General features: G+C 61.7%; 23 protein-coding genes, 1 tRNA gene and 1 riboswitch. Of the genes, 9 read left to right on the forward strand and 15 right to left on the reverse strand.

The annotated features are described in order from the left end of the window. Positions 1-10 precede the first annotated feature (10 nt). The 7 genes from RQP54_RS11115 to RQP54_RS11145 form a co-directional block, all read right to left on the reverse strand. The gene (locus RQP54_RS11115; protein ID WP_315678351.1) at positions 11-520 is read right to left on the reverse strand and encodes a PilX N-terminal domain-containing pilus assembly protein; all 510 of its coding nucleotides are present in this window, start codon (positions 518-520) and stop codon (positions 11-13) included. 8 nt (positions 521-528) lie between these two features. Next, entirely contained in the window at positions 529-1,671 is a 1,143-nt protein-coding gene (locus tag RQP54_RS11120; RefSeq protein ID WP_315678352.1) for a PilW family protein, read from the reverse strand. Positions 1,672-1,715: 44 nt separating this feature from the next. Next, the gene (pilV, locus tag RQP54_RS11125; RefSeq protein WP_315678354.1) at positions 1,716-2,243 is read right to left on the reverse strand and encodes a type IV pilus modification protein PilV; all 528 of its coding nucleotides are present in this window, start codon (positions 2,241-2,243) and stop codon (positions 1,716-1,718) included. Continuing rightward, positions 2,225-2,839: a GspH/FimT family pseudopilin gene (locus RQP54_RS11130; protein WP_315678356.1), complete on the reverse strand. Its 615-nt coding sequence runs from the start codon at positions 2,837-2,839 to the stop codon at positions 2,225-2,227. The genes pilV and RQP54_RS11130 overlap by 19 nt, the downstream gene beginning before the upstream one ends. A 101-nt stretch (positions 2,840-2,940) precedes the next feature. Further along, complete coding sequence (nrdR, locus tag RQP54_RS11135) at positions 2,941-3,390, reverse strand: transcriptional regulator NrdR (RefSeq protein WP_315678357.1); 450 nt, start codon at positions 3,388-3,390, stop codon at positions 2,941-2,943. 98 nt (positions 3,391-3,488) lie between these two features. After that, positions 3,489-4,733, reverse strand: coding sequence for a serine hydroxymethyltransferase (glyA, locus tag RQP54_RS11140; protein ID WP_315678358.1), 1,245 nt, complete (start codon positions 4,731-4,733; stop codon positions 3,489-3,491). Positions 4,734-4,773: 40 nt separating this feature from the next. Then, positions 4,774-4,904: riboswitch (ZMP/ZTP riboswitch) on the reverse strand. Between the two features lie 34 nt (positions 4,905-4,938). Continuing rightward, positions 4,939-5,736: a lytic transglycosylase domain-containing protein gene (locus RQP54_RS11145; RefSeq protein WP_315678359.1), complete on the reverse strand. Its 798-nt coding sequence runs from the start codon at positions 5,734-5,736 to the stop codon at positions 4,939-4,941. Positions 5,737-6,101: 365 nt separating this feature from the next. Here RQP54_RS11145 and RQP54_RS11150 point away from each other — a divergent pair, with 365 nt between their 5' ends. Together RQP54_RS11150 and RQP54_RS11155 are read left to right on the forward strand one after the other, a co-directional pair. Then, positions 6,102-8,675 carry a DUF349 domain-containing protein gene (locus RQP54_RS11150; protein WP_315678360.1) on the forward strand — a complete coding sequence of 858 codons (2,574 nt, stop codon included), beginning with the start codon at positions 6,102-6,104 and terminating at the stop codon, positions 8,673-8,675. 93 nt (positions 8,676-8,768) lie between these two features. After that, on the forward strand, positions 8,769-10,388 hold the full coding sequence (locus RQP54_RS11155) for a GAF and HD-GYP domain-containing protein (RefSeq protein WP_315678362.1): 1,620 nt from the start codon (positions 8,769-8,771) through the stop codon (positions 10,386-10,388). Positions 10,389-10,453: 65 nt separating this feature from the next. Here RQP54_RS11155 and RQP54_RS11160 read toward each other — a convergent pair whose 3' ends face one another. The 5 genes from RQP54_RS11160 to RQP54_RS11180 all read right to left on the reverse strand — a co-directional run bounded on the left by RQP54_RS11160 (position 10,454) and on the right by RQP54_RS11180 (position 14,730). Then, positions 10,454-11,221, reverse strand: coding sequence for a UDP-2,3-diacylglucosamine diphosphatase (locus tag RQP54_RS11160; protein WP_315678363.1), 768 nt, complete (start codon positions 11,219-11,221; stop codon positions 10,454-10,456). 20 nt (positions 11,222-11,241) lie between these two features. After that, positions 11,242-11,748: a peptidylprolyl isomerase gene (locus tag RQP54_RS11165; RefSeq protein WP_315678364.1), complete on the reverse strand. Its 507-nt coding sequence runs from the start codon at positions 11,746-11,748 to the stop codon at positions 11,242-11,244. Positions 11,749-11,753: 5 nt separating this feature from the next. Beyond that, on the reverse strand, positions 11,754-12,332 hold the full coding sequence (locus RQP54_RS11170) for a peptidylprolyl isomerase (RefSeq protein WP_315678365.1): 579 nt from the start codon (positions 12,330-12,332) through the stop codon (positions 11,754-11,756). Beyond that, a complete protein-coding gene (locus tag RQP54_RS11175) occupies positions 12,332-13,606 on the reverse strand; it encodes a L,D-transpeptidase (protein WP_315678366.1) in 1,275 nt (424 codons plus the stop codon). The genes RQP54_RS11170 and RQP54_RS11175 overlap by 1 nt, the downstream gene beginning before the upstream one ends. Positions 13,607-13,683: 77 nt before the next feature. Then, positions 13,684-14,730 carry a tetratricopeptide repeat protein gene (locus RQP54_RS11180; RefSeq protein ID WP_315678367.1) on the reverse strand — a complete coding sequence of 349 codons (1,047 nt, stop codon included), beginning with the start codon at positions 14,728-14,730 and terminating at the stop codon, positions 13,684-13,686. A 178-nt stretch (positions 14,731-14,908) separates the two neighbouring features. Between RQP54_RS11180 and cysS the strand changes: the two genes are divergently transcribed. The 5 genes from cysS to RQP54_RS11205 all read left to right on the forward strand — a co-directional run bounded on the left by cysS (position 14,909) and on the right by RQP54_RS11205 (position 19,130). Beyond that, entirely contained in the window at positions 14,909-16,288 is a 1,380-nt protein-coding gene (cysS, locus tag RQP54_RS11185; protein WP_315678368.1) for a cysteine--tRNA ligase, read from the forward strand. Further along, positions 16,270-16,935 carry a DNA-3-methyladenine glycosylase family protein gene (locus RQP54_RS11190; RefSeq protein ID WP_409997570.1) on the forward strand — a complete coding sequence of 222 codons (666 nt, stop codon included), beginning with the start codon at positions 16,270-16,272 and terminating at the stop codon, positions 16,933-16,935. The genes cysS and RQP54_RS11190 overlap by 19 nt, the downstream gene beginning before the upstream one ends. 51 nt (positions 16,936-16,986) lie before the next feature. Further along, entirely contained in the window at positions 16,987-17,964 is a 978-nt protein-coding gene (locus RQP54_RS11195; protein ID WP_315678370.1) for an acetyl-CoA carboxylase carboxyltransferase subunit alpha, read from the forward strand. A 24-nt stretch (positions 17,965-17,988) separates the two neighbouring features. Next, entirely contained in the window at positions 17,989-18,957 is a 969-nt protein-coding gene (gene tilS, locus RQP54_RS11200) for a tRNA lysidine(34) synthetase TilS (protein ID WP_315678371.1), read from the forward strand. A gap of 80 nt (positions 18,958-19,037) precedes the next feature. Beyond that, positions 19,038-19,130 (forward strand) — tRNA-Ser (locus RQP54_RS11205). A gap of 62 nt (positions 19,131-19,192) precedes the next feature. On the opposite strand, the gene RQP54_RS11210 is transcribed toward RQP54_RS11205, so the two are convergent. The 3 genes from RQP54_RS11210 to RQP54_RS11220 are packed head-to-tail and all read right to left on the reverse strand — an operon-like array spanning position 19,193 to position 22,091. Continuing rightward, positions 19,193-19,981, reverse strand: a complete 789-nt coding sequence (locus RQP54_RS11210; protein ID WP_315678372.1) for an enoyl-CoA hydratase/isomerase family protein — start codon at positions 19,979-19,981, stop codon at positions 19,193-19,195. Next, positions 19,978-21,414, reverse strand: a complete 1,437-nt coding sequence (locus RQP54_RS11215) for a sensor histidine kinase (RefSeq protein WP_315678373.1) — start codon at positions 21,412-21,414, stop codon at positions 19,978-19,980. Before RQP54_RS11215 ends, RQP54_RS11210 begins: the two co-directional genes overlap by 4 nt. Beyond that, positions 21,411-22,091 carry a response regulator transcription factor gene (locus RQP54_RS11220; RefSeq protein ID WP_315678375.1) on the reverse strand — a complete coding sequence of 227 codons (681 nt, stop codon included), beginning with the start codon at positions 22,089-22,091 and terminating at the stop codon, positions 21,411-21,413. Before RQP54_RS11220 ends, RQP54_RS11215 begins: the two co-directional genes overlap by 4 nt. A gap of 88 nt (positions 22,092-22,179) precedes the next feature. Between RQP54_RS11220 and RQP54_RS11225 the strand changes: the two genes are divergently transcribed. Both RQP54_RS11225 and RQP54_RS11230 read left to right on the forward strand, forming a co-directional pair. Continuing rightward, a complete protein-coding gene (locus RQP54_RS11225; protein ID WP_315678377.1) occupies positions 22,180-23,139 on the forward strand; it encodes a Bug family tripartite tricarboxylate transporter substrate binding protein in 960 nt (319 codons plus the stop codon). Further along, positions 23,139-23,645, forward strand: a complete 507-nt coding sequence (locus RQP54_RS11230) for a tripartite tricarboxylate transporter TctB family protein (protein ID WP_315678378.1) — start codon at positions 23,139-23,141, stop codon at positions 23,643-23,645. Before RQP54_RS11225 ends, RQP54_RS11230 begins: the two co-directional genes overlap by 1 nt. Positions 23,646-23,658: the final 13 nt, after the last annotated feature.

Raw genomic sequence — 23,658 nt, forward strand, 5'->3', positions numbered from 1 at the left:
CTCGCTTCACTTAATCAGTGGCGTACAACGACTGCAACATAACGGGCGACTGCCCGTTCGAGCTTTGTACGCGCGTTGTAATTCGATAGCGCTTGCATTCGTTGGTGGCAGATGAGTCACTGGGGTCGCAAGTGAATGTGTTCCCTAGATACTCAACAAAGTACTGTGGGGTCACAGAAATGGACCCCGAAGTCACGGCCGTTGCGTTTGCCCAAGAGGCAAATGAACTGTCCAACCAACGCGGCGTGTCCGTAGCAGCCGGCGCAGCGCACACCATTACAGTGGAAACGGTGTTGCAACTGGCGCTGATCGTTGGTTTGTTGGCTTCAACCTTGAGTTCTATTTCGCGCAGTGCCGCATCTGCAGCCTGAAAGGAAATAGAGCGGCTATAGCTATTTCCAGCCATACGTTCTTCGGTGGTGACATTGCGGATGACGCTGACACCGAGAAGCATCATGACCGCCAAAATGATCAGGCCAACAATCAATGCCACGCCCTTTTGCTGACCGTGTTTAGTCATGATCTACTTCACGAGAAAATGTGACTACGGGACCGAACACCGACGACAAAATGAAGAGTTCGTGTTACCGGCGCGTTGCTGGTACTGATGGATTCCTCTGTCTGTAGGGTCAGTTGTATTTTTACCGCCACGACTTGATTGGCGTTGTTGGTCTCGTCCCAACGGCGAACTTGTGTGGTTCCGGACGGGGGGAAAGGAAAAACCGTATCGTTGTTTCCGTTCACCCAATCGGTCGCCAATGCGTTGGATGCCGATGTGTCTGCAGTCAGATACTGAATCTGCATATCTCTCACTCCGGGGATCACTTCTTGAGTGTCAGCCGTCCAGGTCTTGGCGCCAGCAACCGTTTTGTTGATCATCGTGACTCTGAATAGTGACCGCGACCCTCGGGAGTTATTCCCTACATACCAGTAATTGCTAACCAGTTTTGCTACCTGTATGCCTTCGGCGGGCGAAAAAGTACGGCTGGTCGTTGTAGTGCAGGCGGCGTTGATTGGAGCGCCCAGATTATTCGTACAGTTATTTGAGGCCAACGTTGTGTTGTAGTCAATGACCTTCGTTCCGGTGCTGACGGCTCCGATCTGAAAAATCGCAGCGCCGCGAAGGTCACAGGTAACTACGACATCGGCTTCGTCAAACCCGGTGATACTGTTCAATGTGAACTGCCTATCTGCTGGTGTATGTGCAGTTGCGGCCGTAGGGGTCTCCGCCGCTTGAATGGCCCACAGAGAATCGGTGCCCGTGATGCGCTGGTTCGTACCAGTACCTATGGCCACAATCGAAGCTGGAAGCGCTATTTCATCTGTGTTTGCCGCGCTTTCAGAACCTTCAAAACCGCGCAGTGGGGCACCCTCTGCCCACCAGGATGCCCACCAAGGCACAGCACCACCCACTCGAATCACATTGGCGACCTGACTCGGAAAAATTCCGCATGGTGTTGATCCAGCTTCGCGGATGTCTCGCGCGAGCAATTCAAAGCCGATTCGTGCATTTTCTTGAAGCTGTCCGAGGTTCTCATTCACGCGAAACGTCTGCCGACTAGAGACAAAGACGTTCAACACAGCGCCGACGATGATCAACCCCAAAACCATGGCCACCATTAACTCGACCAAAGTTACACCGATGGCATTTTTGCGACAGGGACGATGCATTGTGGAAGGCTTGTCCAGGTCAGGTGGAGACAGTCTGGGGGCGGTCATAGGCGGGTACTGGTCGTTACGGCCTGCGAGCCCAAGCCCCCAGCCAATGAGTCATCCCAACGAACTTGCACGGTGCAAATTCCGTCGGCGTCACAGTTGATGGCGCCGCAGGTGGACGTGTCCGTAGCGTCCCCCAGGCTACCTTTTATTGCGGAAATCCATGCCTTTTGATTGTTGTCGCTCAGCGCTGTACCAGTAATCGCGTCAACATTGCAAATGCTGTTATCAACATTTCCATTGGCATCCAGTGAGCCCGTGTTGTAGTTCAATGCTTTTGCCGAAGCCGAGTCGACTCGCATGGCTTCAATGATGAAATAGCTGAGCATGACCGCTTGCGAGCGTTGTGCCGCACTGTGATTACCTTGCAAGGCGCGAATCTGCAGCCCCGCCATACCCAGAAGTCCAAGACTCAGGAGCAACACTGCAATCAGAATTTCGATCAAAGTGACGCCCTTGGATCCGCGTCGGGAGCCGACTATTCTTTTTGAAATAATTTTCCTTGGAATCATGATGGTGCCGCGCATGCGCTAGTGACGGATGCGGCCGTGGTAACCGTCACACGGCCGGTGCTGTTAATGGCAATATCTCTCGCACGTTGATTGTCCGCAATGGCACTGGAAGTACTACAAACTCGGATGGTTGCTGCGGCGAGAGAACTGCCATTGAGTTGTCTGGACAGACCATCTGCGGAATAAGAAACATACTGACTAGCCCCACTATTGCCTCTTACTACGACGTTACCCTGCAGTGCTTGGGTGTAGAACGATACGGTTTCACCAGTGTCTACGGATGCATTCGTCCAAGGGGAGTTCCTGACGGAGTCGACAAAGATAATCCAGCCTTGCTCCCAGTCGCCAGTGGTAGCGCAAGCCGTCCCGTTCGCACTCTTGCACATCGTCACTCTCCCGCCTTCCTTGATCGCCAAGGATCTCGTTTGGGCCAGCGCAGCGACGACATCGTTGGTTGCGGCCCGAAGGGAGGAAGATGCCATCATTCCCTGGAATCCGGGTACAGCAACCGCCGACAAAATGACGAGGATCGCAATGGTTACCAGCAGCTCCACAAGCGAGAAGCCACCATGCCGTGTCATCAGTTGATTGTTCCCGCAGAAGGATTTCATAGTTTGAATATAGTTGGCGAGACAGCGACAGCCAGGACTGATTGGATAGATGGTTGTTCTATCAGGACAAGCGGTGAACTTATGGGGGGCTGAGAGCTCAATTACTTCCTTACCTCATCCACCAGTGTCTTGAACTCATCGATGTCTTCAAAGCTACGGTACACGCTGGCAAAGCGGATGTAGGCCACCTTGTCGAGCTTTTTCAGCTCGCGCATGACCAGTTCGCCCACGCGCTGGGATGGGATTTCACGCTGGCCGAGGTTTAGCAGCTTTTCCTCAATCCGCTCAATGGCGGCACCCACCTGCTCGGTGCTCACCGGGCGCTTGCGCAAGGCCAGGGCGAACGAGGCACGAAGTTTGGATGCGTCGTACTCGATGCGGCGTCCGTCCTTCTTGACGACTACAGGAAAGCTGACTTCCGGCCGCTCGTAGGTCGTGAAGCGCTTTTCGCAGGCAGCGCACTGGCGGCGGCGGCGGATGAAGCCGCCGTCTTCCGACACGCGCGTTTCGACGACCTGGGTGTCCGAGTGGCTGCAAAAGGGGCATTTCATGGCGGGTACCGGCTAAATATTGTGAAAATATGCCTCTGGCCCGCACGGAATGTGCGTGAGGCGCTACCACAATGATAGCGCCTCTTGGGGCTTCCGGGTTAGCGATATACCGGGAAGCGGGCGGTCAGGGCGTTGACCTTTTCACGCACTGCGGCGATGTTCGCTTCGTCGCGTGGGTTGTCCAGCACATCAGCGATCAGGTTGGCCGTGATGCGGGCTTCCTCATCCTTGAAACCGCGGGTGGTCATGGCGGGGGTGCCAATGCGCACACCGCTGGTCACCATGGGCTTTTCCGGGTCGTTGGGGATGGCGTTCTTGTTGATCGTCATGTGGGCAGCACCCAGCACGGCTTCCGCTTCCTTGCCGGTGATGCCCTTGGCACGCAGATCCACCAGCATGACGTGGCTTTGGGTGCCGCCGGAGACGATGCGCAGGCCGCGAGCCGTCAGCGTTTCGGCCACGATCTGCGCATTGCGCACCACCTGGGCCTGGTAGGCCTTGAACTCGGGGCTCAGGGCTTCCTTGAAGGCGACGGCCTTGGCGGCAATCACGTGCATCAGCGGGCCGCCTTGCAGGCCGGGGAAGATGGCGCTGTTGATGGCCTTTTCGTGCTGGGCCTTCATCAGGATGATGCCGCCGCGCGGGCCGCGCAGGCTCTTGTGGGTGGTGGAGGTCACCACGTCGGCATGGGGTACGGGGTTGGGGTATTGGCCCGCGGCGATCAGGCCGGCGTAGTGGGCCATGTCCACCATGAAGATGGCACCGATTTCCTTGGCGATCTTGGCAAAACGCTCGAAGTCGATGTGCAGGCTATAGGCCGATGCGCCAGCGATGATGAGCTTGGGCTTGTGTTCACGCGCCTTGGCTTCCATGGCGTCGTAGTCAATGGCTTCGTTCTTGTCGAGGCCATAGGAGATGACGTTGAACCACTTGCCCGACATGTTCAGGGGCATGCCGTGGGTCAGGTGGCCGCCTTCGGCCAGGCTCATGCCCATGATGGTGTCACCGGGCTTCAGGAAGGCCAGGAACACGGCCTCATTGGCGGATGCGCCGCAATGCGGTTGAACGTTGGCGGCTTCGGCACCAAAGATCTGCTTGATGCGGTCGATGGCCAGCTGTTCGGCCACGTCCACGTGCTCGCAGCCACCGTAGTAGCGCTTGCCCGGGTAGCCTTCAGCATACTTGTTGGTCAGCTGGCTGCCCTGGGCTGCCATCACGGCGGGGGAAGCGTAGTTTTCGCTGGCGATCAGCTCGATGTGGTGTTCCTGGCGTGCGTTTTCGGCCTGGATGGCGGCCCACAGCTCGGGATCGGTTTGTTCGACAAGAATATTGCGGTTGTACATGGCAGTCCTTCAAGACATTGGGCCTGTGGAAAAGGAATCACAGGGCTGCCCAGGCGCACGGCTGAACGCGAAACGGCCTTCGGCCAGTCTGCGGCACGCTTCCCGGTGGTGGCCCACCTCGGACTGGGGTGGCAGTGCCACCCGTACCTATCGCCAGTTGCGTGCAGGGTCGAGTTTACCCGAGGAAGGGGCTGCTCCGACCGGATCAGGATCTGGTGGCGCTCTCGCGGGGAGTTGGCTCGGCGCCAACCGAAGCCGGAATCACCTGGGGGGCGGCAAACGGAACCTTGGCGCCGTTGGCCACCTGCGTGAGCCGCTGGTGTTCAGCCAGTACCTTGGCAGCGTAGCCGTTGTCCGAGTCCAGGTTGGCAGCGCCGACGTAGAACTTCAGGCCCCCTTCGATGGATCCCGCGCGGCTGATGCATTCCTGCAGCACCTTGACGCCCACATGCAGGTTGCTGATGGGATCGAAGGCGGCGAACTTGCCACCGAAATTGTCGTACTTGTCGCCATGTACCTTGGTCATGACCTGCATCAGACCCTGGGCGCCCATGGCGCTCTGGGCAAACGGGTTGAAGCCCGATTCGATCGCCATCACGGCAAGGATCAGGTTCGGGTCGAGCTTGGTACGGGCTCCCACGGTGTAGGCCTCTGCCACCAAGGTGCTGAGGGGTTCCGGCGCAATGCCATACTTCTTGCTCAGCCAGAAGGCGACGGCCGCCTGGCGCTTGGGCAGGTCTTGCGGGTTGCTTGCGGTAGCGCGGTCCACCCCTTCCACGTCCACGCCTTCAGCGGCGTTGCCACCGAGGCGGCTTTGCAGGAATCCAAACAATTTGACCTCGCCAGCTTGGCGGATCTCGGGTTGGGTCGTCAGCGCAATGGCTGCAAACATCACGGCCAGGCCCAGCAGGGCAAAACCATTGTGTGTGATTTCAAAAAAACCTTGGGCAATGTCACTGGCTACAGTGCGCAGGCCTTTGGTCAACTTCGCGGTCGCTGTCATAGCTCCTCCTTCTTGCGCGGTGCGCCTTGCGAGCCAGAGATTTGGCCTGCACGGTGTGGCACCGTTTGGGTTGGTACGCTATCTTTTCCCTGCGGCGCCGACACGGCATGTGCAGCGGAAAAGAAATGCCGGGGTCGGCAGCGGTTCGGGTTATCCCTAGTCGATCAGGGACGGGGCGGATTCTATGGGCCTCAATATACATGGTCAACCATATCGAATTGATTGTGTATATTTTATTTGGAATATGGTTGGGGCATGTTTTTGGCGTGTTTTACGCGTCTTGGCCGTAGAAATTGCGGGTTTGGGGGGCAAATCGCTGCGAAAATAGCCTGTTTTTCCTCAATACAACCTCTGGTGTGCGTACCGTGACCTCTGCAAGCTCCTCCCAAAAAGCCGACTCTTTTGAACTGGATTCCCTAACTGGCGGGGCTTTTTCGGCGCAAACCGCGGGTGAACGCGCGGCGCGGATACGCCAATGGCTGGCGTCCGAGCCTGCGCCGGACCAGCTGGCGGCCGTGTTCAAGGAGCTCAGTGTCAAGGACAAGGGCGCTGCCAAGCTGGTTCGCGAGCGCATCGATGAAGCACGGCGCCAGAAGGGCCAGGAGGCCCTGGTCGCCGAGTGGGTGCACAAGGCCCAGGGTTTGCTCGCTTTGGACAAGCTCAATATCGCCGACGCCATGGCATGGCAGCGAGACGCTGCCAAGGCCGGAGCGCCCCTCAGCCGGGAGCCCCTCTCTCTATTGAAGACTTCCCTGGCCGACCGCGTGCGGGCGATTGAAGACCTGCAGCACCGGGTGCAGGTACAGCGCGAAGCGGCGGTATTGTTGGCGCAGCGCATTGAAGTGCTGTCCACCAAGCCGTGGGCCGAGTCCCAGGCCGCCAGCGAAGGCCTGCGCGCCGACGTGTTGCGCTGGCAGGAGCAGGCACAGGCGCTCACGGCGGACGCTGCCTGGAGCAGTGTCGAAGCCCGATTCCCGACATTGCTGGACAATGCCCGCGCCCAACTGCAGCTGGTGTGGGACGCGTTTGATGCGGCCTTGACGCAGACGGTGGCCGCCGCGCAGGATGCCAGCCTGCCGTTGCCGCCCGTGCCTGTCTGGGCTGATGAATTGCGCACTGCCCGGGGAGAAGTCGTGGCGCCAGCGCCCAAACCGAAGGCCGATCCGGCTGTGTTGGCAGCCGCCAAGGCAGCGGTGGAGCAAGTGGTGCAGGTGCTGGAGACGGAACTGGCGCAGGGACATGGCAAGGCCAGTGCGGGGGCGGCCGGGGCCTTGCGCGCGGCGCTCAAGGAGCATGGGAAATGGATTGATGCCAAGCTCGACAGCCGTGCCCACGCCGCGCTGGCGGCCGCTGGCGAGCTGGAAGGTTGGCAGCGCTGGCGCGCCGACCAGCTGCGTGCGGAGCTTGTGGCCAAAGCCGAAGGCCTGTTGCAGCGCCCGGCCGGACAGGCCCTGGGTGGGCGCAAGCTGCAGGAGTCGGTGCGGTCGCTGCGGGAGCAATGGAAGCAGACCGACCAGGGCGGGCAGCCCAACCATGGCTTGTGGAAACGGTTTGATGCCGCTTGCAACGAAGCCTATAAGCACGTGGAGGCTTGGCTCGAAAAGACCAAGGCCGAGGCCGCCGAGCACAGGAAGCAGCGGCTGGATCTGGTCGAGGAAGTCAAGGCCTGGACCCAGGCGCAGGCTGAAAAGCTGGCCTCCGAACTGGTCGACTGGAAGTCCCATGCGCGCGCCCTGCACCAGTTCGCTGACCGCTGGCGTGATGCCGGACATGTGGGCGATAAGGTGTTTGCGGAGCTGCAATCGGTGTGGAAAGCGGCCTATGCCCAGGCTGCAGCCCCGCTGGAGGCTGCGCAGGCCCAGAGCCTGCTGCGCCGCCAGGCCATGATCGAGGAGGCGCGGGTGCTGGGGGCAGCGGCGAGTTTGCGTGTCGATGCCGTCAAGGCCTTGCAGCAACGCTGGCAGGCGGAAGCCCATGCGGTCCCGCTCGACCGGCGCCAGGAACAGAAGCTGTGGGACGCATTCCGACAGCCTATCGACGAGGCTTTCAACCGCAAGAGCGCGCAGCGCGAACAGCAGCAGGCAGCGCTCAGCGCGCATGACCAACAGGTGTTGCAGGCCGCCCGTGCCGTGGAACAGGCCAGCGGCAGCGGCGACGCCAGTGCCATCCGCAGTGCCATGGCTGCACTGGAGGCTGCCCTGCGTGAACAGGCAGCTCCCCCCGAGAATTTGGGGTCAAATCAGGCTGTAGCCCCCGAAAATACTGCGCAGGCAGCTAGCGAAAACATAGCGACAGAAACACCGAAGGCAGCTGTTGTTGCAAAACCTGTGGTGGCGGTCCGCGGGGATGACCGACCTGGACAGCGCCGCGATGCCCCCACCGGCAGGGATGCACGTCCGCTGGGGCGTGATTCGCGGCCCGGAGCCGCTGCGGCGCGCCCTGGTCAGCGCGACACACGCATGGCGCGCCCCGCCGCGCCACGGCTGGGGGACGCGGCGTTCCGAGCCCAGCGCGATGCGATGGAGAAGGCGCAGGCGGCTTTGCGGTCCTTGGCCGCGCAGGCCCACGGTGAAGCATTGACCCAGTTGCTGTCGGCCTGGGAGGGGCGTGATGCCGCCAAGCTGCCTGGTGCACAGGCCTTGGGTTCCAAGGTGCAGAATGCAGTGCGGGTCAGCTGGAGCAAGGCGCTGGAAGGCCCTGCGGCGGCCAGCGAGGACGCAGAGGCCTTGCTGCGCCTCGAAATGGCGGCCGAGGTTCCTACCCCTGCTGAGCAACTGCCGCAGCGGCGCCAGCTGCAACTGCAAATGCTGACACGTCGAAACGCCCCGACGCCGGCCCAGACCTGGGAGCAGGATGTTGCGGCCGTCTTGCGCTCGCCCTATGGGGCGTCGAGCAGCCGACGTCTGCAGGCCGCCCTCAAGGTGCTGCTGCGACGCTGACGCTGGCTCCCCTCCAGGGCGTGCTGTCTTGCGCCGACTGTGGAACAATGCAACTCTCGGTAGTTGGCAGGGCACCACGCCCAGGGGGAAACCATGGAATCCATCGACAGCCTGCTCAAGCGACTGGATCAACTCAATGAGATCGGGGTGTCGCTGTCGCGCGAGCGGGACATCAACCGCTTGCTCGAGAGCATCCTGATTGCCGCGAAGGAAATCACGCACGCGGACGGGGGCACACTCTATCGGGTCACCGAAGACGGCCAGTCGCTTCGATTCGAGATCATGCGGACCGACTCCTTGGGCATCGCGCGCGGAGGAACGGCTAAAGAAGGCATCAACCTACCGACCTTGCCTTTGCATTTGCCCGATGGGCGTCCCAATGACTCCTTGGTAGCAGCCTATGCAGCGATCCACCATGAGACTGTGAACATTGCTGACGCCTATACCGAGCCCAATTTTGATTTTTCAGGCACGAAGCAGTTCGATTTGCGCACAGGCTACCGATCGCAGTCGTTCCTGGCGGTTCCGATGAAGAACCATGAGGGCGAGATCATTGGCGTGCTCCAGCTCATCAATGCAAAGCACCCCGTAACGGGGCAAGTCGTTTCGTTCCACATGGCCGACCAGAGTCTGGCGGAGTCCCTGGCTTCGCAGGCGGCCATTGCCATCACCAATCGTGATCTGGTGATTCAACTCGAAAGCCTGTTCGAGGCCTTCATCGGACTGATCAACTTGGCCGTGGACGAAAAATCCCAGCATACCGGTGGTCACTGCCAGCGGGTCCCCGAACTGACCCTGATGCTTGCAGACGCGGCGAACGCAGCGACCCAGGGGCCCCTTGCCAGCTTCCACATGAGTGAGCGTGATCGCTACGAGCTCAAGATCGCAGCGCTCCTGCATGACTGCGGAAAGGTCACGACCCCTGTGCATGTGGTGGACAAGGCCACCAAGCTGCAGACGCTTTTCGATCGGGTGGAGTTGCTTCAGACCCGCTTCGAGGTGGTTCGCCGGGATGCGCAGATTGCTGCGCTGGAGGCCAAGCTCGAACTGGCCACGGGGACCGAGCCCGATCGCATCGCCAAGATGCAGGCGATCGATGATGCATTGGCGGGGACACTGCAGCGTATTGCCGAGGACAGCGATTTCGTACGGGAGGTCAATCGCGGTGGCGAGGCCATGAGCGAGGCAGACATCGAACGGGTGCAGTCACTGCGGGAGCGCTACCACTGGACACCCCACGGATCTACCTCTCAAGCCTTCCTGTCGGCCGACGAAGCGGAAAACCTCAGCATTCGTGCTGGCACGCTCACTGCGAAAGAGCGGGACATCATCAACTACCACATCGTGGCCACCATCAAGATGCTCGAACAGTTGCCATGGCCGAAGCATCTGAAGAACGTGCCGGAATATGCGGGCGGCCACCATGAGCGCATGGATGGCAAGGGCTACCCCAAGGGTCTCAAGCGCGATCAGATGTCGGTCCAGGCTCGCATCATGGGGATTGCCGACATTTTCGAGGCGCTGACCGCCAAGGACCGACCCTACAAGCAGGGAATGAAACTGTCTCAGGCGATGGACATCATGCGGCGATTCAAGGCCAATGGCCACATCGACCCCGACCTCTTTGACGTGTTTGCCTCCAGTGGTGTGTACCGCCGGTATGCCGAGGAGTTCCTGGACCCGTGGCAGATCGACGACGTTTCCGTGTCCTAGGCTGCTTGGCCGGATGGTAGGTGGATGCCGGGCGGCATGCCGTAGCATGATTGCCGTGCGTGCAGTCAGGCCAAAGGGAGGCGGCGAATTGATGGGCCGGCGTTGCCGGCCGCTGAACAGATGCGCAACACTTCCAGTCGCGGCGGTGCACTGCTCGCACTCCAGTCGCTCAAGACGACACGCAGCTTGCCGCTCACCGTCCTGTGGGTTGCCCCTTCATGGGTGTGCCCGTGCACCAGGGTTGACGCTTGTTCCGTGTCCAGGAGTGCATCGACCGCTTCGGCATTGACGTCGACGTAGTTTTCACGTGTCCGTTTGCCGTCTTCGCTGGCCTGACGGATCGCACGCGCAATGTCCCTGCGCTCGGGTACCGATTTGCCCAGGAATTCCCGTCGCCAGTGGTGGCTGCGCACTTCGCTGCGAAAGCGCTGATACGGAAGGTCATCGGTGCACAGGCTATCTCCGTGCGACAGCACGATCCGCGTTCCAGCAAACACCAGGGTCGTGGGGTCTGGAAGGCGCTGCATCCCTGCCCACTGGAGCAGGGCATCACCAACCAGAAAGTCCCGGTTGCCGGGTTGAAAGAATACCGTACGCTGGCTGGCGCACCGACGCAGTTCTGCAACGCAATCGTGCTCGAGAGAACCGACACCGGGCATGGCGTCGTCTCCTACCCATACCTCAAACAGGTCGCCGAGTATGAACAAGGCGTCGGCTGGACACTGCCGCAGGTAGTCACGCCATGCGGCATAGGTTGGCCGGTCCTGCTCGTACAGGTGTACGTCGGAGATGATGTCCAGCGTGCGCCAGTGGGAAGGGGCGAGCAGGTCCATCCCTCAATCCGCGGCAAATATCAAAGTGCCACGGCCTTTTCGATGACCACGTCGTCCTTCGGCACGTCATCGTGGAAGCCGCGGCGGCCGGTCTTCACAGCCTTGATGCGGTCCACCACGTCCTGACCCGAGATCACCTTGCCGAACACGGCATAGCCCCAGCCCTGGGCGGTGGGGGAGGTGTGGTTCAGGAAGCCGTTGTCTGCCACGTTGATGAAGAACTGTGCCGTGGCGGAATGGGGGTCGCTGGTACGAGCCATGGCCACGGTGTAGTTGTTGTTCTTGAGCCCGTTGTTGGCTTCGTTGGTGATGGGCGCGTCGCAGGGCTTCTGTCCCATGCCGGGCTCCATGCCGCCGCCCTGAATCATGAATCCGGGAATGACGCGGTGGAAGATCGTGTTGTTGTAGTGGCCCTTGTTCACATAGGCCAGGAAGTTTTCCACCGTCTTGGGCGCCTTTTCGGCATCGAGTTCGAGGGTGATGGTGCCGTAGCCGGCGATGTGGAGTTCAACTTGGGGAGTGGTCATAGCGTTCACTTCAGAAGGGTAATGGACAGGATGGTAACGGGCGTTTGCGGCACGTCGCTGTAGCCGTTTCGCATGCCAGTGGGTACCTTGCGGATTTTGTCGATGGTCTCCATTCCCTTGGTCACGGCACCGAAGACGGTGTAGCCATAACCGTCGGGGGAGGGCGCGTTCAGCGCCGGATTGTCCACGACATTGATATAGAACTGCGCGGTCGCGGAGTTCGGATTGGCGGTACGTGCCATGGCGATGGTACCGCGGTTGTTCTTCAGACCGTTACTGGCTTCGAGGGGGATCGGCGGGCGGGTCGCCTTTTCCTGCATTTCGGGGGTGAATCCACCGCCTTGCACCATGAAGTTCTCAATGACGCGGTGAAAAATCGTCCCGTCATACTGCTTGTCTGCCACGTATTGGAGGAAGTTCTTGACCGTGATGGGGGCCTTCTCTGCATTCAGCGCTACCGTGAACTCGCCCATATTGGTTTTCACCAACACGCTGGGAGCCTTGTCTGCGGCCTGCGTGTTCAGGGTGAAGCTGATGCTGGCGGCGAATGCGGCCAAGGCGACGATGAATTTGTTGCGACGCATCACATGGTTCCTTCAAAGAAGATTTTCCATTGGTTGTTTTCACGCACCCAGTACTGGCGCTTTGTCAGGCCCCATTTCACGCCTTTGGCGACCTCGCCGAAGGTGACAACCATGGTGTCAGCACTGTCCGTCCAGCGCAGCATGGAAATGTCCTTCAACTCGATGGTGCGCCCCTGGAACTTCTGCATTTCCGACTGCAGTGTCGGGGTCCATTGCGCCAGGCCTTTGCCATTGCTGGAGAAGTCCTGGGTGTAGAAGCTCAGCACCTGCTCGGTTCGGCCACTCGATTTGGCCAAACGCCAGGCATTGAGGGTATCTTCGAACGGCTTGGCCTCCGCACGGTTTTTTTGCGGCTGCACCCATTGCAACTGGGCCGCGATGACGACTGGCGTGGAGCGAACCGCAACCGTATTGACGATGTGCAGAAGATCCGGGTTGGCCAATACCACACAACCGTCAGAAGCTTGTGGGGCGCGAGAGAACTGACTGGGTGGCGTTCCATGCAGCCAGATCCCGCTGCCCGTCTTGCCGCGTTTGCTGTCGAGCACGTTCGGGTAGCTGATGGGCAATGCCCCCGAGCCATAGAACTCCTTGAGACTCTTGGGGTCCAGGCTGCTGGTGATGTAGTACACGCCCAGCGGTGTGCGCTGGTCGCCCTCCACCAGCTTGGACGTCCCTGCCTTGCCCACCGAAATGTAATAGTTGCCGATCAGCTTCAGTCCCGCCGACGAGTTCTCGAACAGGTACAGGCGTGACTTGGACGCGTCCACGGCGATGGCATGCCGTGATGCGGTCGAAAGCGCCATGAACTGGGACGGGACCAGTCCGGGAGGGGGCGGTTCCCGCAGGGCAGCTATACGCCGTGCGGATTCCAGGCGCAGATCGCTCAGCGTATTGGCAGCCGCTCCCGCAGGCACATCCGGCACGTCGCCAACAACCTGCACTGGGCGCACGCGCGAAGCCAGCAAGTCACCGTATACCAAATGGGCGAGTTGAAAGTTCGGGTAATCGCGCACCAGGCGCAGGGCATGGTCCAGTGCTTCCTTGTGCCGACCACTGCCGATGAGCTTGTAGACCTCGATCAGGCGGGCTTCTGCGACGCCGGCGGCTTCAGCCGACAGGCTGGTTGCTGCAGTCTTTTCCGCTGCTTTCTTGGGGGGCGCCTTGGAAGCGGACTTCTTGTCCGTCTTCTTGTGGGTCGAAGCCTGGGCGCTAGGCGTGAACGCGGCCAGACAGGCAACGGTCACGAAGGCCGCAGTCAGAAATCGAAACATGGAAAGTGCAGCAGGAAGAAATGGCAAAAAAGAGTCCACCATCAGGGCGCGCATGCCAGCCACGCGCACCCCGGGGTTCAGGAAGTGGATTCCTTCACGATCAACCAACGCTCACCCACCTTGTTCAGTTCGAGCGTCTTGCGGCTCGAAACCGACAGGCCGCTGGCGCGGTAGTCCTGCTTGAACTTGGCAATCGCGGTATTGCCGTTGACGGTAACCGTCAGGTGCTCCAGCTTCACGCTGATATTGTTCTTGGTGGTGATCCGGTTGCGGCGTTCCTCTTCCCAGGCCGCGCGGCTGAGCTTGTTCGGTGGCGTGAAGTCCTTGCCGTAGGCGCCCAGGTAGGCCTTCATGTCCTTGGCGGCCCAGGCAGCAGCCCATGCCTGCACGGCGGCTTGTGCGTCTTTGGAGCCCGAAGTGGCATTGGTGGCCAGTGCAGGTGCTGGAGTAGGTTCTTTGCCTGCAGTGGCGACGGCGGGCGCAGGCTCCTTGCTGGCGGGGGTTGCAGGAGTTGCAACCGGTGCGGCGGGTTGCGGTTCCTTCACCGCAGCAGGGGGCGGAGCTTTTGTTGCGGTAGCGGCGGCCGGTGCCGTGCGGGGACCAGCAGGGTTGAAGAGCTCACGGATCAATGCCAGCTTCGGCGCCACAGCGGTATTGGCGCTGTCGAGTTGGAGTGCCTTGTTGTAGGCCTGGCTTGCCAGCTTGGCGTACACGTCACCCAGGTTCTCGTGTGCCGTGGCGTAGCTCGGGTTGGTGCGGATGGCCATTTCCAGCGCCGCACGGGCCTTGTCGAACTGGCTCTGGCTTGCATACAGCACGGCCAGGTTGTTGTAGGGTTCAGGAAGCTCGGGGTAGTCTTCCGTGAGCTTGGTGAAGGTGGCGATGGCATCGGCCGATTTGCCCGCATCGCGCTGGATCACCCCCTTGAGGAATCGCATCTGAGCGTCCTTGGGCTTGCCGCTGAGGTATTGGTCCGCCTTGGACAGCGCTTCCGCGTGCTTGCCCTGGCGCATGAGTTGCATGACATCTGCATAGTCGTCGGCAAATGCGGTGGTGGCGAAACACACGGCGAGTACGGAAACCAGGCCAATACGCTTGAATGCGGAGAGTCTTGAATGCTTCATAAACCGGGGGGAGGGAAAAAGTGCCTGCGTGGCAGGGGCTTATACTGCGGTCATTGTATCTGAGGGATGGGGGCTCTTCGGCCCCGCGCGTAGCGCCATGCCTCAGTATTTGCACGGGGTTTTTCCACCCTGCCGCCGTGTGTGCGCGGCGGGAAGACCGCAGTTCCTGTTTCCTTTTATGTCATTGCGTATCTACAACACGCTCTCGCGTGCCACCGAGCCATTCCAGCCCGCCAATCCTGACCACGTCCGCATGTATGTGTGCGGCGTGACGGTCTATGACCGTCCGCATATCGGCAATGCGCGCTCGGCGGTAGGGTTTGACGTGGCGCGTCGTTGGCTGGAGGCCAGCGGCTACCGGGTGGAGTTCGTGCGCAACATCACCGACATCGACGACAAGATGATCAAGCGTGCGGTGGAAAACGGGGAGACGGTGCGGTCCCTGGCCGAACGCATGACGAGCCTCATGTACGCCGACTACGATGCGCTGGGAGTTCTGCGTCCCACCCACGATCCGCGTGCCACCGATTACGTGCCACAGATGCTGGACATCGTGCGCAAACTGGAGGAGAAAGGTCTGGCCTACGCCGCCGAAGACGGCGACGTGAACTTTGCGGTGCGCAAGATGCCCGGCTACGGCAAGCTTTCCGGCAAGTCCCTGGATGACCTCAACGCGGGTGAGCGCGTGGCAGTGGGCACCAGCAAGCACGATCCTTTGGATTTTGTGCTTTGGAAGGGGGCGAAGCCTGAAGAACCCGAAGAAACGAAATGGGAAAGCCCTTGGGGCCGCGGCCGCCCCGGCTGGCACATCGAGTGCTCGGCCATGGCGTGTGCCTTGCTGGGGGAAACCATCGACATCCATGGCGGTGGCATCGACCTCATTTTTCCGCACCATGAAAACGAGATTGCCCAGAGCGAAGGTGCCTTTGGTGTGCCTCTGGCCCGCTATTGGATGCACAACGGCTTCCTGAACATCGACGGCAGCAAGATGTCCAAGTCGCTGGGCAATTTCTTCTCGGTGCCTGATGTGCTGCAGCACTATGACGCACAGACCGTGCGCTTCTTCCTGGTGCGAGGCCACTACCGCAGTGAATTGGGGTGGAGCGATAAGCACCTGGATGACGCGCGCGCTGGCCTGAAGCGCCTCTACACGGCCTTGTCGCTGGTGGCACCGGCCGAATTGGCGCAGATCGACTGGGCAGACCCGTTCGCCGCCAAATTCAAGGCTGCGATGGACAACGACTTCGGTACGCCTGAAGCGGTGGCCGTTCTGTTTGAATTGGCGGCGGAGGTGAACCGTACCCGTTCTGCTGCGTTGGCAGGATTGCTGCGGTCCCTGGGCGGCTGTCTCGGTATTCTGCAAGGGGATGCCCAGGCCTTCCTGAAGGCCGGTGCGAGCCTGGACGCGGATGCCATCGAAGTGCTCATCGCCCAGCGTGCCGAAGCCAAGGCGGCCAAGAACTTCGCATTGGCGGACCAGATCCGCAAGGACCTGCTGGAGCAGGGCATCTTGCTGAAGGATGGTGCGGGCGGTACGACCTGGGAGGCTGCGCAGTGAATGCTGCCGTCAAGCAGGTGGCTACTCCCGTGACGCCGCCGTATTGGGCCGAAGCCTGCAAGCACCTGATGAAGAAGGATCGGGTGATGAAGCGCCTCATCCCCCAGTTTGGCGAAGCCTGCCTGGAGACCCGGGGTGATGCTTTCGTGACGCTGGCCCGCAGCATTGTGGGCCAGCAGATTTCCGTCAAGGCAGCCCAGACGGTGTGGGAGCGCTTTTCGGAACTACCCAAACGCATGGTCCCGGCCCAGGTTTTGCGCCTGAAAGTGGATGACATGCGCGCGGCCGGACTGTCGGCACGCAAGGTGGAATACCTCGTGGACCTGGCGCTGCACTTCGAAAACGGCAGCCTGCACGTCGGTGCCTGGGAGTCGATGGACGATGAGGCCATCATCCAGGAACTGGTGTCGATCCGCGGTATCGGGCGCTGGACGGCGGAAATGTTTCTCATCTTCCACTTCATGCGCCCCAACGTGTTGCCGCTGGACGATGTGGGGCTGATCAACGGGATCAGCCAGAACTATTTTTCGGGTGAAACGGTCAGCCGCAGCGACGTGCGCGAAGTAGCGGCAGCCTGGGCGCCGTACTGCAGTGTGGCAACTTGGTATATTTGGCGGTCGTTGGACCCGCTACCGGTAGCCTATTGACGCCTGTTGCCCTATGGGGTGGCAGAACAAACAAGTTAAAGGAGCAAGACTTTGGCAAAACGTGTCTTTCTGGATTTCGAGCAGCCTGTGGCTGAACTGGAAAACAAGATCGAAGAATTGCGCTACGTGCAAAACGAGTCGGCGGTGGACATCTCCGCCGAGATCGAGCAGCTGAGCAAGAAGAGCCAGCAGCTCACCAAGGACATCTACAGCGATCTGACGCCGTGGCAGATCACCAAGATCGCCCGCCACGCCGAGCGTCCCTACACGCTCGACTATGTCAGTGAAATCTTCACGCACTTTGTCGAACTGCATGGTGACCGCCACTTCGCCGACGACATGAGCATCGTCGGCGGCATGGCGCGCTTCAACGGCACGCCTTGCATGGTCATCGGCCACCAGAAGGGGCGCGACACCAAGGAGCGCGGATTGCGCAACTTCGGCATGTGCAAGCCCGAAGGCTACCGCAAGGCCCTGCGCCTGATGAAGCTGGCCGAAAAGTTCAAGTTGCCGGTGTTCACGTTTGTCGACACTCCCGGTGCTTACCCGGGCATTGACGCCGAGGAGCGTGGTCAGTCCGAAGCCATCGGTCGCAACATCTTTGAGATGGCGCAGCTCGAAGTGCCCATCATCTCCACCATCATCGGTGAAGGCGGCTCGGGTGGTGCGCTGGCCATTTCGGTGGCTGACCAGACCATCATGATGCAGTACGCCGTGTACTCGGTGATCAGCCCCGAAGGTTGCGCCTCCATTCTCTGGAAGACCGCCGAGAAGGCCCAGGAAGCAGCGGACGCGTTAGGTATCACGGCCCATCGCCTGAAGGCTCTGGGCTTGGTGGACAAGATCGTCAACGAGCCGGTAGGTGGCGCGCATCGTGACCACAAGCAGGCGGCCGCGTTCCTCAAGCGTGCCTTGGTTGATGCGTACCGCCAGGTGGCCGATCTCAAGGTGAAGGATCTGCTGGACCGCCGGTACGAGCGGCTCCAGTCCTACGGTCGCTTTACCGACACCAAGGCCACTGGCAAGTAAGCCCTGGGCCTGGGCGGCTCGCCTGTGACACAGCCTTTCGAAGCCGCCATTGCTGAATTCGCTCCGCCGCTGCCGCTGACCGTGGCGCTCAGCGGGGGTGCCGACTCCACGGCCCTCCTGCTCGGCTGCGCACGCCGCTGGCCAGGGCAGGTGCATGCCGTGCATGTTAATCATGGCCTGCAAGCCAGCGCTTCACGCTTTGAAGCCCATTGCGTGGCGCTCTGCAATGGCTTGGGCGTTCCACTTCGGGTGCTGGCAGTGCATGCCCATGCCGCCAGCGGGGAGAGCCCGGAAGACGCGGCGCGCCGTGCGCGCTACGGTGCAATTGAGGCGCTGGCCCAGGAAAACACTGCGCATGATGCTTTCAAAACCATAGCGTTTGCGCACAATGCCGACGACCAGACCGAAACCTTCTTGCTGGCATTGAGTCGCGGCAGTGGCGTACCCGGGCTCAGCGGCATGCCTGCGCAGTGGCAGCGTGGTGTGCTGCGTTGTTACCGCCCCCTGCTGAGCGTGGCGGCCAATGACATTCGGGCCTGGCTCCGTGACCAGGGCCAGGGGTGGGTTGAGGATCCCAGCAATGCCGACCAGCGCTTCACCCGCAATCGCATTCGCCATAGCGTGTTGCCGGCGTTGCGCCAGGCGTTCCCGCATGTGGACGATGCGGTGGCGCGCTCGGCGCGGCACTTGGCGCAGGCGCAGCGCCTGCTCGAAGCCATGGCGCAGGAAGATCTGGAGCGCCTGCTTGGCGGGCAAGCCTTGGCGGATGCGCTGCCCTTGGCCGGACTGCGCGAACTGGACGGCGAACGACAGGCCAATCTGCTGCGCTACTGGTTGAAGTCGCGATTCGGTGCTGCGCCCAGCACCGCACAGTTGGCCGAGTTGCAGCGTCAGCTGCTGCGGTGCAGTACGCGCGGCCACCGTATCCACCTGCGTGTGGCGCACGGATTTGCCCTGCGCCAAGGGCCTTGCCTGACCTGGCAGCCGGATTGACGCCCATTGGCAGACTGCAGATTTTTGCAATGGGCACCCGGAAATTCGATCGGGGTTTCTGTCATAATGCTGGTTTCGCAGGAAACGTGACCGAGTGGCCGAAGGTGCTCCCCTGCTAAGGGAGTATGGGGTGTAGAGCCTCATCGAGGGTTCGAATCCCTCCGTTTCCGCCAGAACAGACCCCGTAAGTCTCTGACTTACGGGGTTTTTTCTTTGTCGCCCTCAGCGCGGCGTTTCATTGCCCCTTGAAAACCGGGCGGCGTTTTTCCATGAATGCACGCATGCCCTCTGCCTGGTCTTGCGAGCTGCTGCAGCGAAGCACTGCCTGCCGCTCCGCCAGCAAAGCCTGCTCCAACGGGAGCTCGCCTGCGCCGACCACGGCTTGCAACACACCGGATACCGCGATGGGCGCTTGGGCCGCCAGTTCCTGTGCCAGTGCGATCGCACGTTCCTTCAGCACATCCAGCGGGTGGAGCTCGTGCACCAGCCCCATGGCCAAGGCCGTCGGGCCATCCACCTTGCGCGCACGCAGGATCATGTCGAGGGCGTGCGCCCGCCCCACCGTGCGTGTGAGTCGCGCAGTGCCGCCCCAGGCGGGTACCGTTCCCAGGTCCAGCTCGGGCAGCCCCATCTGGACTCCCTCCGATGCTGCCAGCCGGAAATGGCAGGCCAGTGGCAATTCCAGCCCACCGCCCAGGCAATAGCCGAACAGGGTCGCTATGACGGGAATGTGAAGGTTCTCGATCATGGAAAGGACCCGCAGGCGTTGGTCCAGAACGGCTTCGAAACCACCGCGCAGATGGGCTTGCGCCTGCAGTTGCTTGAGGTCCATGCCCACACTGAAATGATCGGTTCCGGCTGCGGTGATCACCACCGCGCGGGTGGTGGTGTCGCTAGGCAGGGCGAGGACGGCGTCTTCGAGCGCATCCATGAAATCAAAGCCCATGCGGTTGAATGGCGGATCCTGGTTTTCCAGAACCATCACCGCACCGTGGCGGTCGATACGCAGGCTTGAAGTGCTCATGGAGGTGGTGCCTTGGCTGGTGGTGTGGTGCATGGCAGGGACACGGATGCGGTGAGGCCCAGCAGCTTCCCGTCCGGCGCAGTCCGGTTGCTGAGGGTGATCTGCCCCCCCAGCGTGTGCACCATTTCGCGCGCGATGGTCAGACCCAGGCCGGATCCGCTGCGGGCGTCGGTCGTGGCAAACGGTTGGAACAGGCGCTGGCGCAGGGTGTCGGAGATGCCCTCACCGCTATCGACCACATCGAGCGTCGCAAACTGAGCCTGTCGACGCAACAGAACGTCCAATCTGCCGGCGCGTGGCGTGTGCCGGATGGCGTTGTGCAGCAGGTTGCGGGTAATCTCGCGCAGCATCCAGGGGTGCCCCATCACCGTGGCCGGGCTGCAGTCCAGTCCGAAGTCGATGTCCTTGTCGGCCACCATCGGTGCCATCTCCAGAGCCAGGTCGCGCACGATGTCGGCCCAGTCCACTTCCGTAAAGTCGCGGGATTGGCGCAGCTGCTCGATCTTGGCCAGGGACAGCATCTGGTTGGCCAGTAGGGTGGCGCGGTCAACCGTGGTTTCCAATTCGGCCAGTGCCGCATGGGGTGGCGTGTCACCACGCCGTGCGGACTGGATCTGGAGCTTGAGCACGGCCAGCGGCGTGCGCAGCTGGTGGGCGGCATCACGCACAAAACGTTTCTGGTGGTCCATGGCCTGGTGCAGACGGGCCATGAAGCCGTTGGTGGCATCCACCAGCGGGCGCACTTCGGCTGGCAGGCTGTCCACCGGCAGGGGGGTCAGGTCGTCCGGTGCGCGCTGGGCCAGCGTCTGACTCAGGCGGCCGATCGGGCGCGTAACCTGCAGCACTACCACCAGCGCGATCAGGGTGATGACCAGAATCAGGAACGCCTGGCGTTGCAATGTGTCCCACAGGATGCTGCGCGCCAGTTCACGGCGCAGTTCCAGGGTTTCGGCCACCTGCACCATGGCCATGGTTTTCCCTTGGGGCGTGGCGATGGGCTGCAGCAGGATGGCCACCCGCACTGCGTCGCCCCGCCACTGGGCGTCGTAGAAGTCCACCAGGGCGGCATAAGGCCCTTGCTGGGGAATGGTGCCTTGCCATGCAGGTAGGTCCTGAGCGCCGTCGACCCAGGCGCCGTTGAGCTCGGACACGCGGTAGGTCATGCGGCTGCGGTTGTCCGCTTCGAAGGCTTCCAGGGCAGAGTAGGGGATGCGCGCCAGGATGCGGGTCTGCTCGCCTTCGCGTTGCACGTCGAGCAGCTCGCCGATGGCCTTGGCCGACGCCAGCAGCGTGCGGTCGTAGGCCGTGTTCACGGCGGACAGTGCCTGCCGGTACAGGCTCACGGTGTCGGCCAGCACGAACAGGGCAATCGGCAACAGCAGGCCCCAGAGCAACTGCTGGCGCAGCGATCGCCCCAGGCGTGGCCAGCTCATGCGGCGTCCACCTTGAGCAGGTAGCCCAGTCCGCGCAGCGTGACCAGTGAAAGCCCGGTGGGGCCGAGTTTCTTGCGCAGGCGGTAGACCACGACTTCGATCGCGTCGTACTGCACGTCGAGCTCTCCAGGGAATACCTGTTCGAACAGCTGCTCCTTGGTGACGGCCTTGCCGGACCTGGCCATGAGCGCACGCAGCAGGGCGATTTCGCGCTGGGTCAGGTCGAACACTGCGTGGCCGAGGTACATGGCGCCGCTGCTGCGGTCGTAGCGCAGGGCGCCCACCTGCAGGTCGGCCGGCGCATCGGCGCCCGGACCCTGGTGGCGTCGGTGCAGCGCGCGGATGCGGGCCTCGAGTTCGTCCAGGTCGAAGGGCTTGGGCAGGTAGTCATCGGCGCCGGCATTGAGGCCGGCTACCTTGTCGCCCACGGTACCGCGCGCCGTGAGCAGAAGCACCGGGGTGCGCAGGCCGGCGCTGCGGGCCTGTTGCAGCACCTGCAGCCCATCCACGTGCGGCAGGCTCAGGTCGAGCACCACCACGTCGGGTGGGTCGCTGCGCCACAGCGGCAGTGCCAGGGCGCCATCGGCACACGGCGTCACCCGCATGCCCACGCGCCCCAGGCTGCGCTCCAGCGTGGCGCGCAGGGAATCGTCGTCTTCGACCAGCAGGAGATGCATGCTACGGGTTTACCCTGAAATTCTGGACAGCGCTTTGACAGCGAGGCTCGGCATCATAGGCCCGTTTCATCACTACAAGGAGACTGCCATGCGTCGCGATACCTTCCTCAAATCCCTGTTGGCCACGGCCGCTGCCGGTGGCCTGCCGCTGTCGGCATTTGCTGCCACCAACCTCAAGATGATGATTCCTGCCAACCCAGGTGGTGGCTGGGACGGCACCGGCCGTGCCCTGGGCAAGGCCATTCTGGATGCCAAGGCGGCCGATACGGTGCAATACGAGAACAAGGGTGGCGCAGCGGGCGTCATTGGCCTGGCCCAGTTCGTGAACTCGGCCAAGGGTGACCCGAACGCCCTGATGATGACTGGCGCCGTGATGTTGGGCGGCATCATCACCGGCAAGCCCCAGGTGTCGCTCGAAGCGGCCACCCCGATTGCCCGCCTGACCAGTGAATACAACGTGTTCGTGGTGCCGGCCGAGTCGCCCATCAAGAACATGAAGGACGTCGTGGCCATGATGCAGAAGGACCCGGGCAGCGTAAAGTGGGGCGGTGGCTCGCGCGGCTCCACCGAGCACATCTGCGCCAGCATGCTGGCCACCAAGGTCAACGTCGACCCCAAGAAGGTCAACTACGTGGCGTTCCGCGGGGGCGGTGAAGCCACCGCCGCCATCCTGGGCAACAACGTGACCGTGGGCGGCAGCGGCTGGAGCGAGTTTGCCGAGTACATCAAGGCCGGCAAGATGCGCCCCATTGGCGTGACATCCGAGAAGCGCCTGCCCGGCATTGACGTGCCCACGCTCAAGGAGCAGGGCTTTGACGTGGTGCTGGGCAACTGGCGCGGCGTGTACGGTGCCCCCGGCATCACCCCCGAGCAGCGCAAGGCGCTCACCGAGATCATCGTCAAGGCCAGCAAATCCAAGTCCTGGGAAGCCGACCTCAAGGCCAACGCCTGGACACCGGCCTTGCTGACCGGCAAGGAGTTCGACGAGTTCGTGGACCGCGACTTTTCGCAGCTGCGCGGCATCATGCACCTGGCGGGAATGGTCTGATGCTGAGCCCAGGCTTCTTGCGCAACCAGAAAGGCATCAGCCTGGGGCTCATCGCCCTGGGCGCCGCGATGGCGGTCGGAGCCTGGATCATTCCGTCCGACGCCGGCTACGCCGGTGTCGGCCCCGATTTCCTGCCTTGGCTGGTATCCATCGCCCTGATGGTCTGTGGCGGCTTGCTGCTGCGCCAGACCCTGCTTGGCGGCTTTCGCGTGTTCATACCGCCTTCGGGTGACGAGCGCGGCAACTGGGCTGGTTTTGCGTGGATTTCTGCCGGGCTGCTGCTCAACGCCGCCTTGCTGACCACCATCGGCTTCATCCTGAGCTGTGCACTGTGCTTCGTGCTGGCGGTACAGGGGCTGCGCGGCGCGCAGGGCGGGGGCCGCAGCCTGCGCGGTTGGGTAGTGGATACCTTGGTTGGCATGGCCATCTCTGCACCGGTGTACTGGATGTTCACCAAGCTGCTGGCCATCAACCTGCCGGGCCTGACCAACACCGGTTGGATCTGAGCCCAAAGGAACA

The organism is Curvibacter sp. APW13, from assembly GCF_032337135.1.
In the GTDB taxonomy this organism is placed as follows: domain Bacteria; phylum Pseudomonadota; class Gammaproteobacteria; order Burkholderiales; family Burkholderiaceae_C; genus Allorhodoferax.

Excerpts from the sequence above, each read along its gene's own strand:
- pilV (WP_315678354.1), bottom strand. The coding sequence starts at position 2,243 with ATGCGCGGCACCATCATGATTCCAAGGAAAATTATTTCAAAAAGAATA.
- RQP54_RS11220 (WP_315678375.1), bottom strand. The coding sequence starts at position 22,091 with ATGCATCTCCTGCTGGTCGAAGACGACGATTCCCTGCGCGCCACGCTG.
- RQP54_RS11175 (WP_315678366.1), bottom strand. The coding sequence starts at position 13,606 with ATGTTTCGATTTCTGACTGCGGCCTTCGTGACCGTTGCCTGTCTGGCC.
- RQP54_RS11230 (WP_315678378.1), top strand. The coding sequence starts at position 23,139 with ATGCTGAGCCCAGGCTTCTTGCGCAACCAGAAAGGCATCAGCCTGGGG.
- RQP54_RS11215 (WP_315678373.1), bottom strand. The coding sequence starts at position 21,414 with ATGAGCTGGCCACGCCTGGGGCGATCGCTGCGCCAGCAGTTGCTCTGG.
- nrdR (WP_315678357.1), bottom strand. The coding sequence starts at position 3,390 with ATGAAATGCCCCTTTTGCAGCCACTCGGACACCCAGGTCGTCGAAACG.
- RQP54_RS11145 (WP_315678359.1), bottom strand. The coding sequence starts at position 5,736 with ATGACAGCGACCGCGAAGTTGACCAAAGGCCTGCGCACTGTAGCCAGT.
- glyA (WP_315678358.1), bottom strand. The coding sequence starts at position 4,733 with ATGTACAACCGCAATATTCTTGTCGAACAAACCGATCCCGAGCTGTGG.
- RQP54_RS11225 (WP_315678377.1), top strand. The coding sequence starts at position 22,180 with ATGCGTCGCGATACCTTCCTCAAATCCCTGTTGGCCACGGCCGCTGCC.
- cysS (WP_315678368.1), top strand. The coding sequence starts at position 14,909 with ATGTCATTGCGTATCTACAACACGCTCTCGCGTGCCACCGAGCCATTC.
- RQP54_RS11155 (WP_315678362.1), top strand. The coding sequence starts at position 8,769 with ATGGAATCCATCGACAGCCTGCTCAAGCGACTGGATCAACTCAATGAG.
- RQP54_RS11210 (WP_315678372.1), bottom strand. The coding sequence starts at position 19,981 with ATGAGCACTTCAAGCCTGCGTATCGACCGCCACGGTGCGGTGATGGTT.
- RQP54_RS11160 (WP_315678363.1), bottom strand. The coding sequence starts at position 11,221 with ATGGACCTGCTCGCCCCTTCCCACTGGCGCACGCTGGACATCATCTCC.
- RQP54_RS11115 (WP_315678351.1), bottom strand. The coding sequence starts at position 520 with ATGACTAAACACGGTCAGCAAAAGGGCGTGGCATTGATTGTTGGCCTG.
- RQP54_RS11180 (WP_315678367.1), bottom strand. The coding sequence starts at position 14,730 with ATGAAGCATTCAAGACTCTCCGCATTCAAGCGTATTGGCCTGGTTTCC.
- RQP54_RS11170 (WP_315678365.1), bottom strand. The coding sequence starts at position 12,332 with ATGCGTCGCAACAAATTCATCGTCGCCTTGGCCGCATTCGCCGCCAGC.
- RQP54_RS11130 (WP_315678356.1), bottom strand. The coding sequence starts at position 2,839 with ATGAAATCCTTCTGCGGGAACAATCAACTGATGACACGGCATGGTGGC.
- RQP54_RS11165 (WP_315678364.1), bottom strand. The coding sequence starts at position 11,748 with ATGACCACTCCCCAAGTTGAACTCCACATCGCCGGCTACGGCACCATC.
- RQP54_RS11120 (WP_315678352.1), bottom strand. The coding sequence starts at position 1,671 with ATGCATCGTCCCTGTCGCAAAAATGCCATCGGTGTAACTTTGGTCGAG.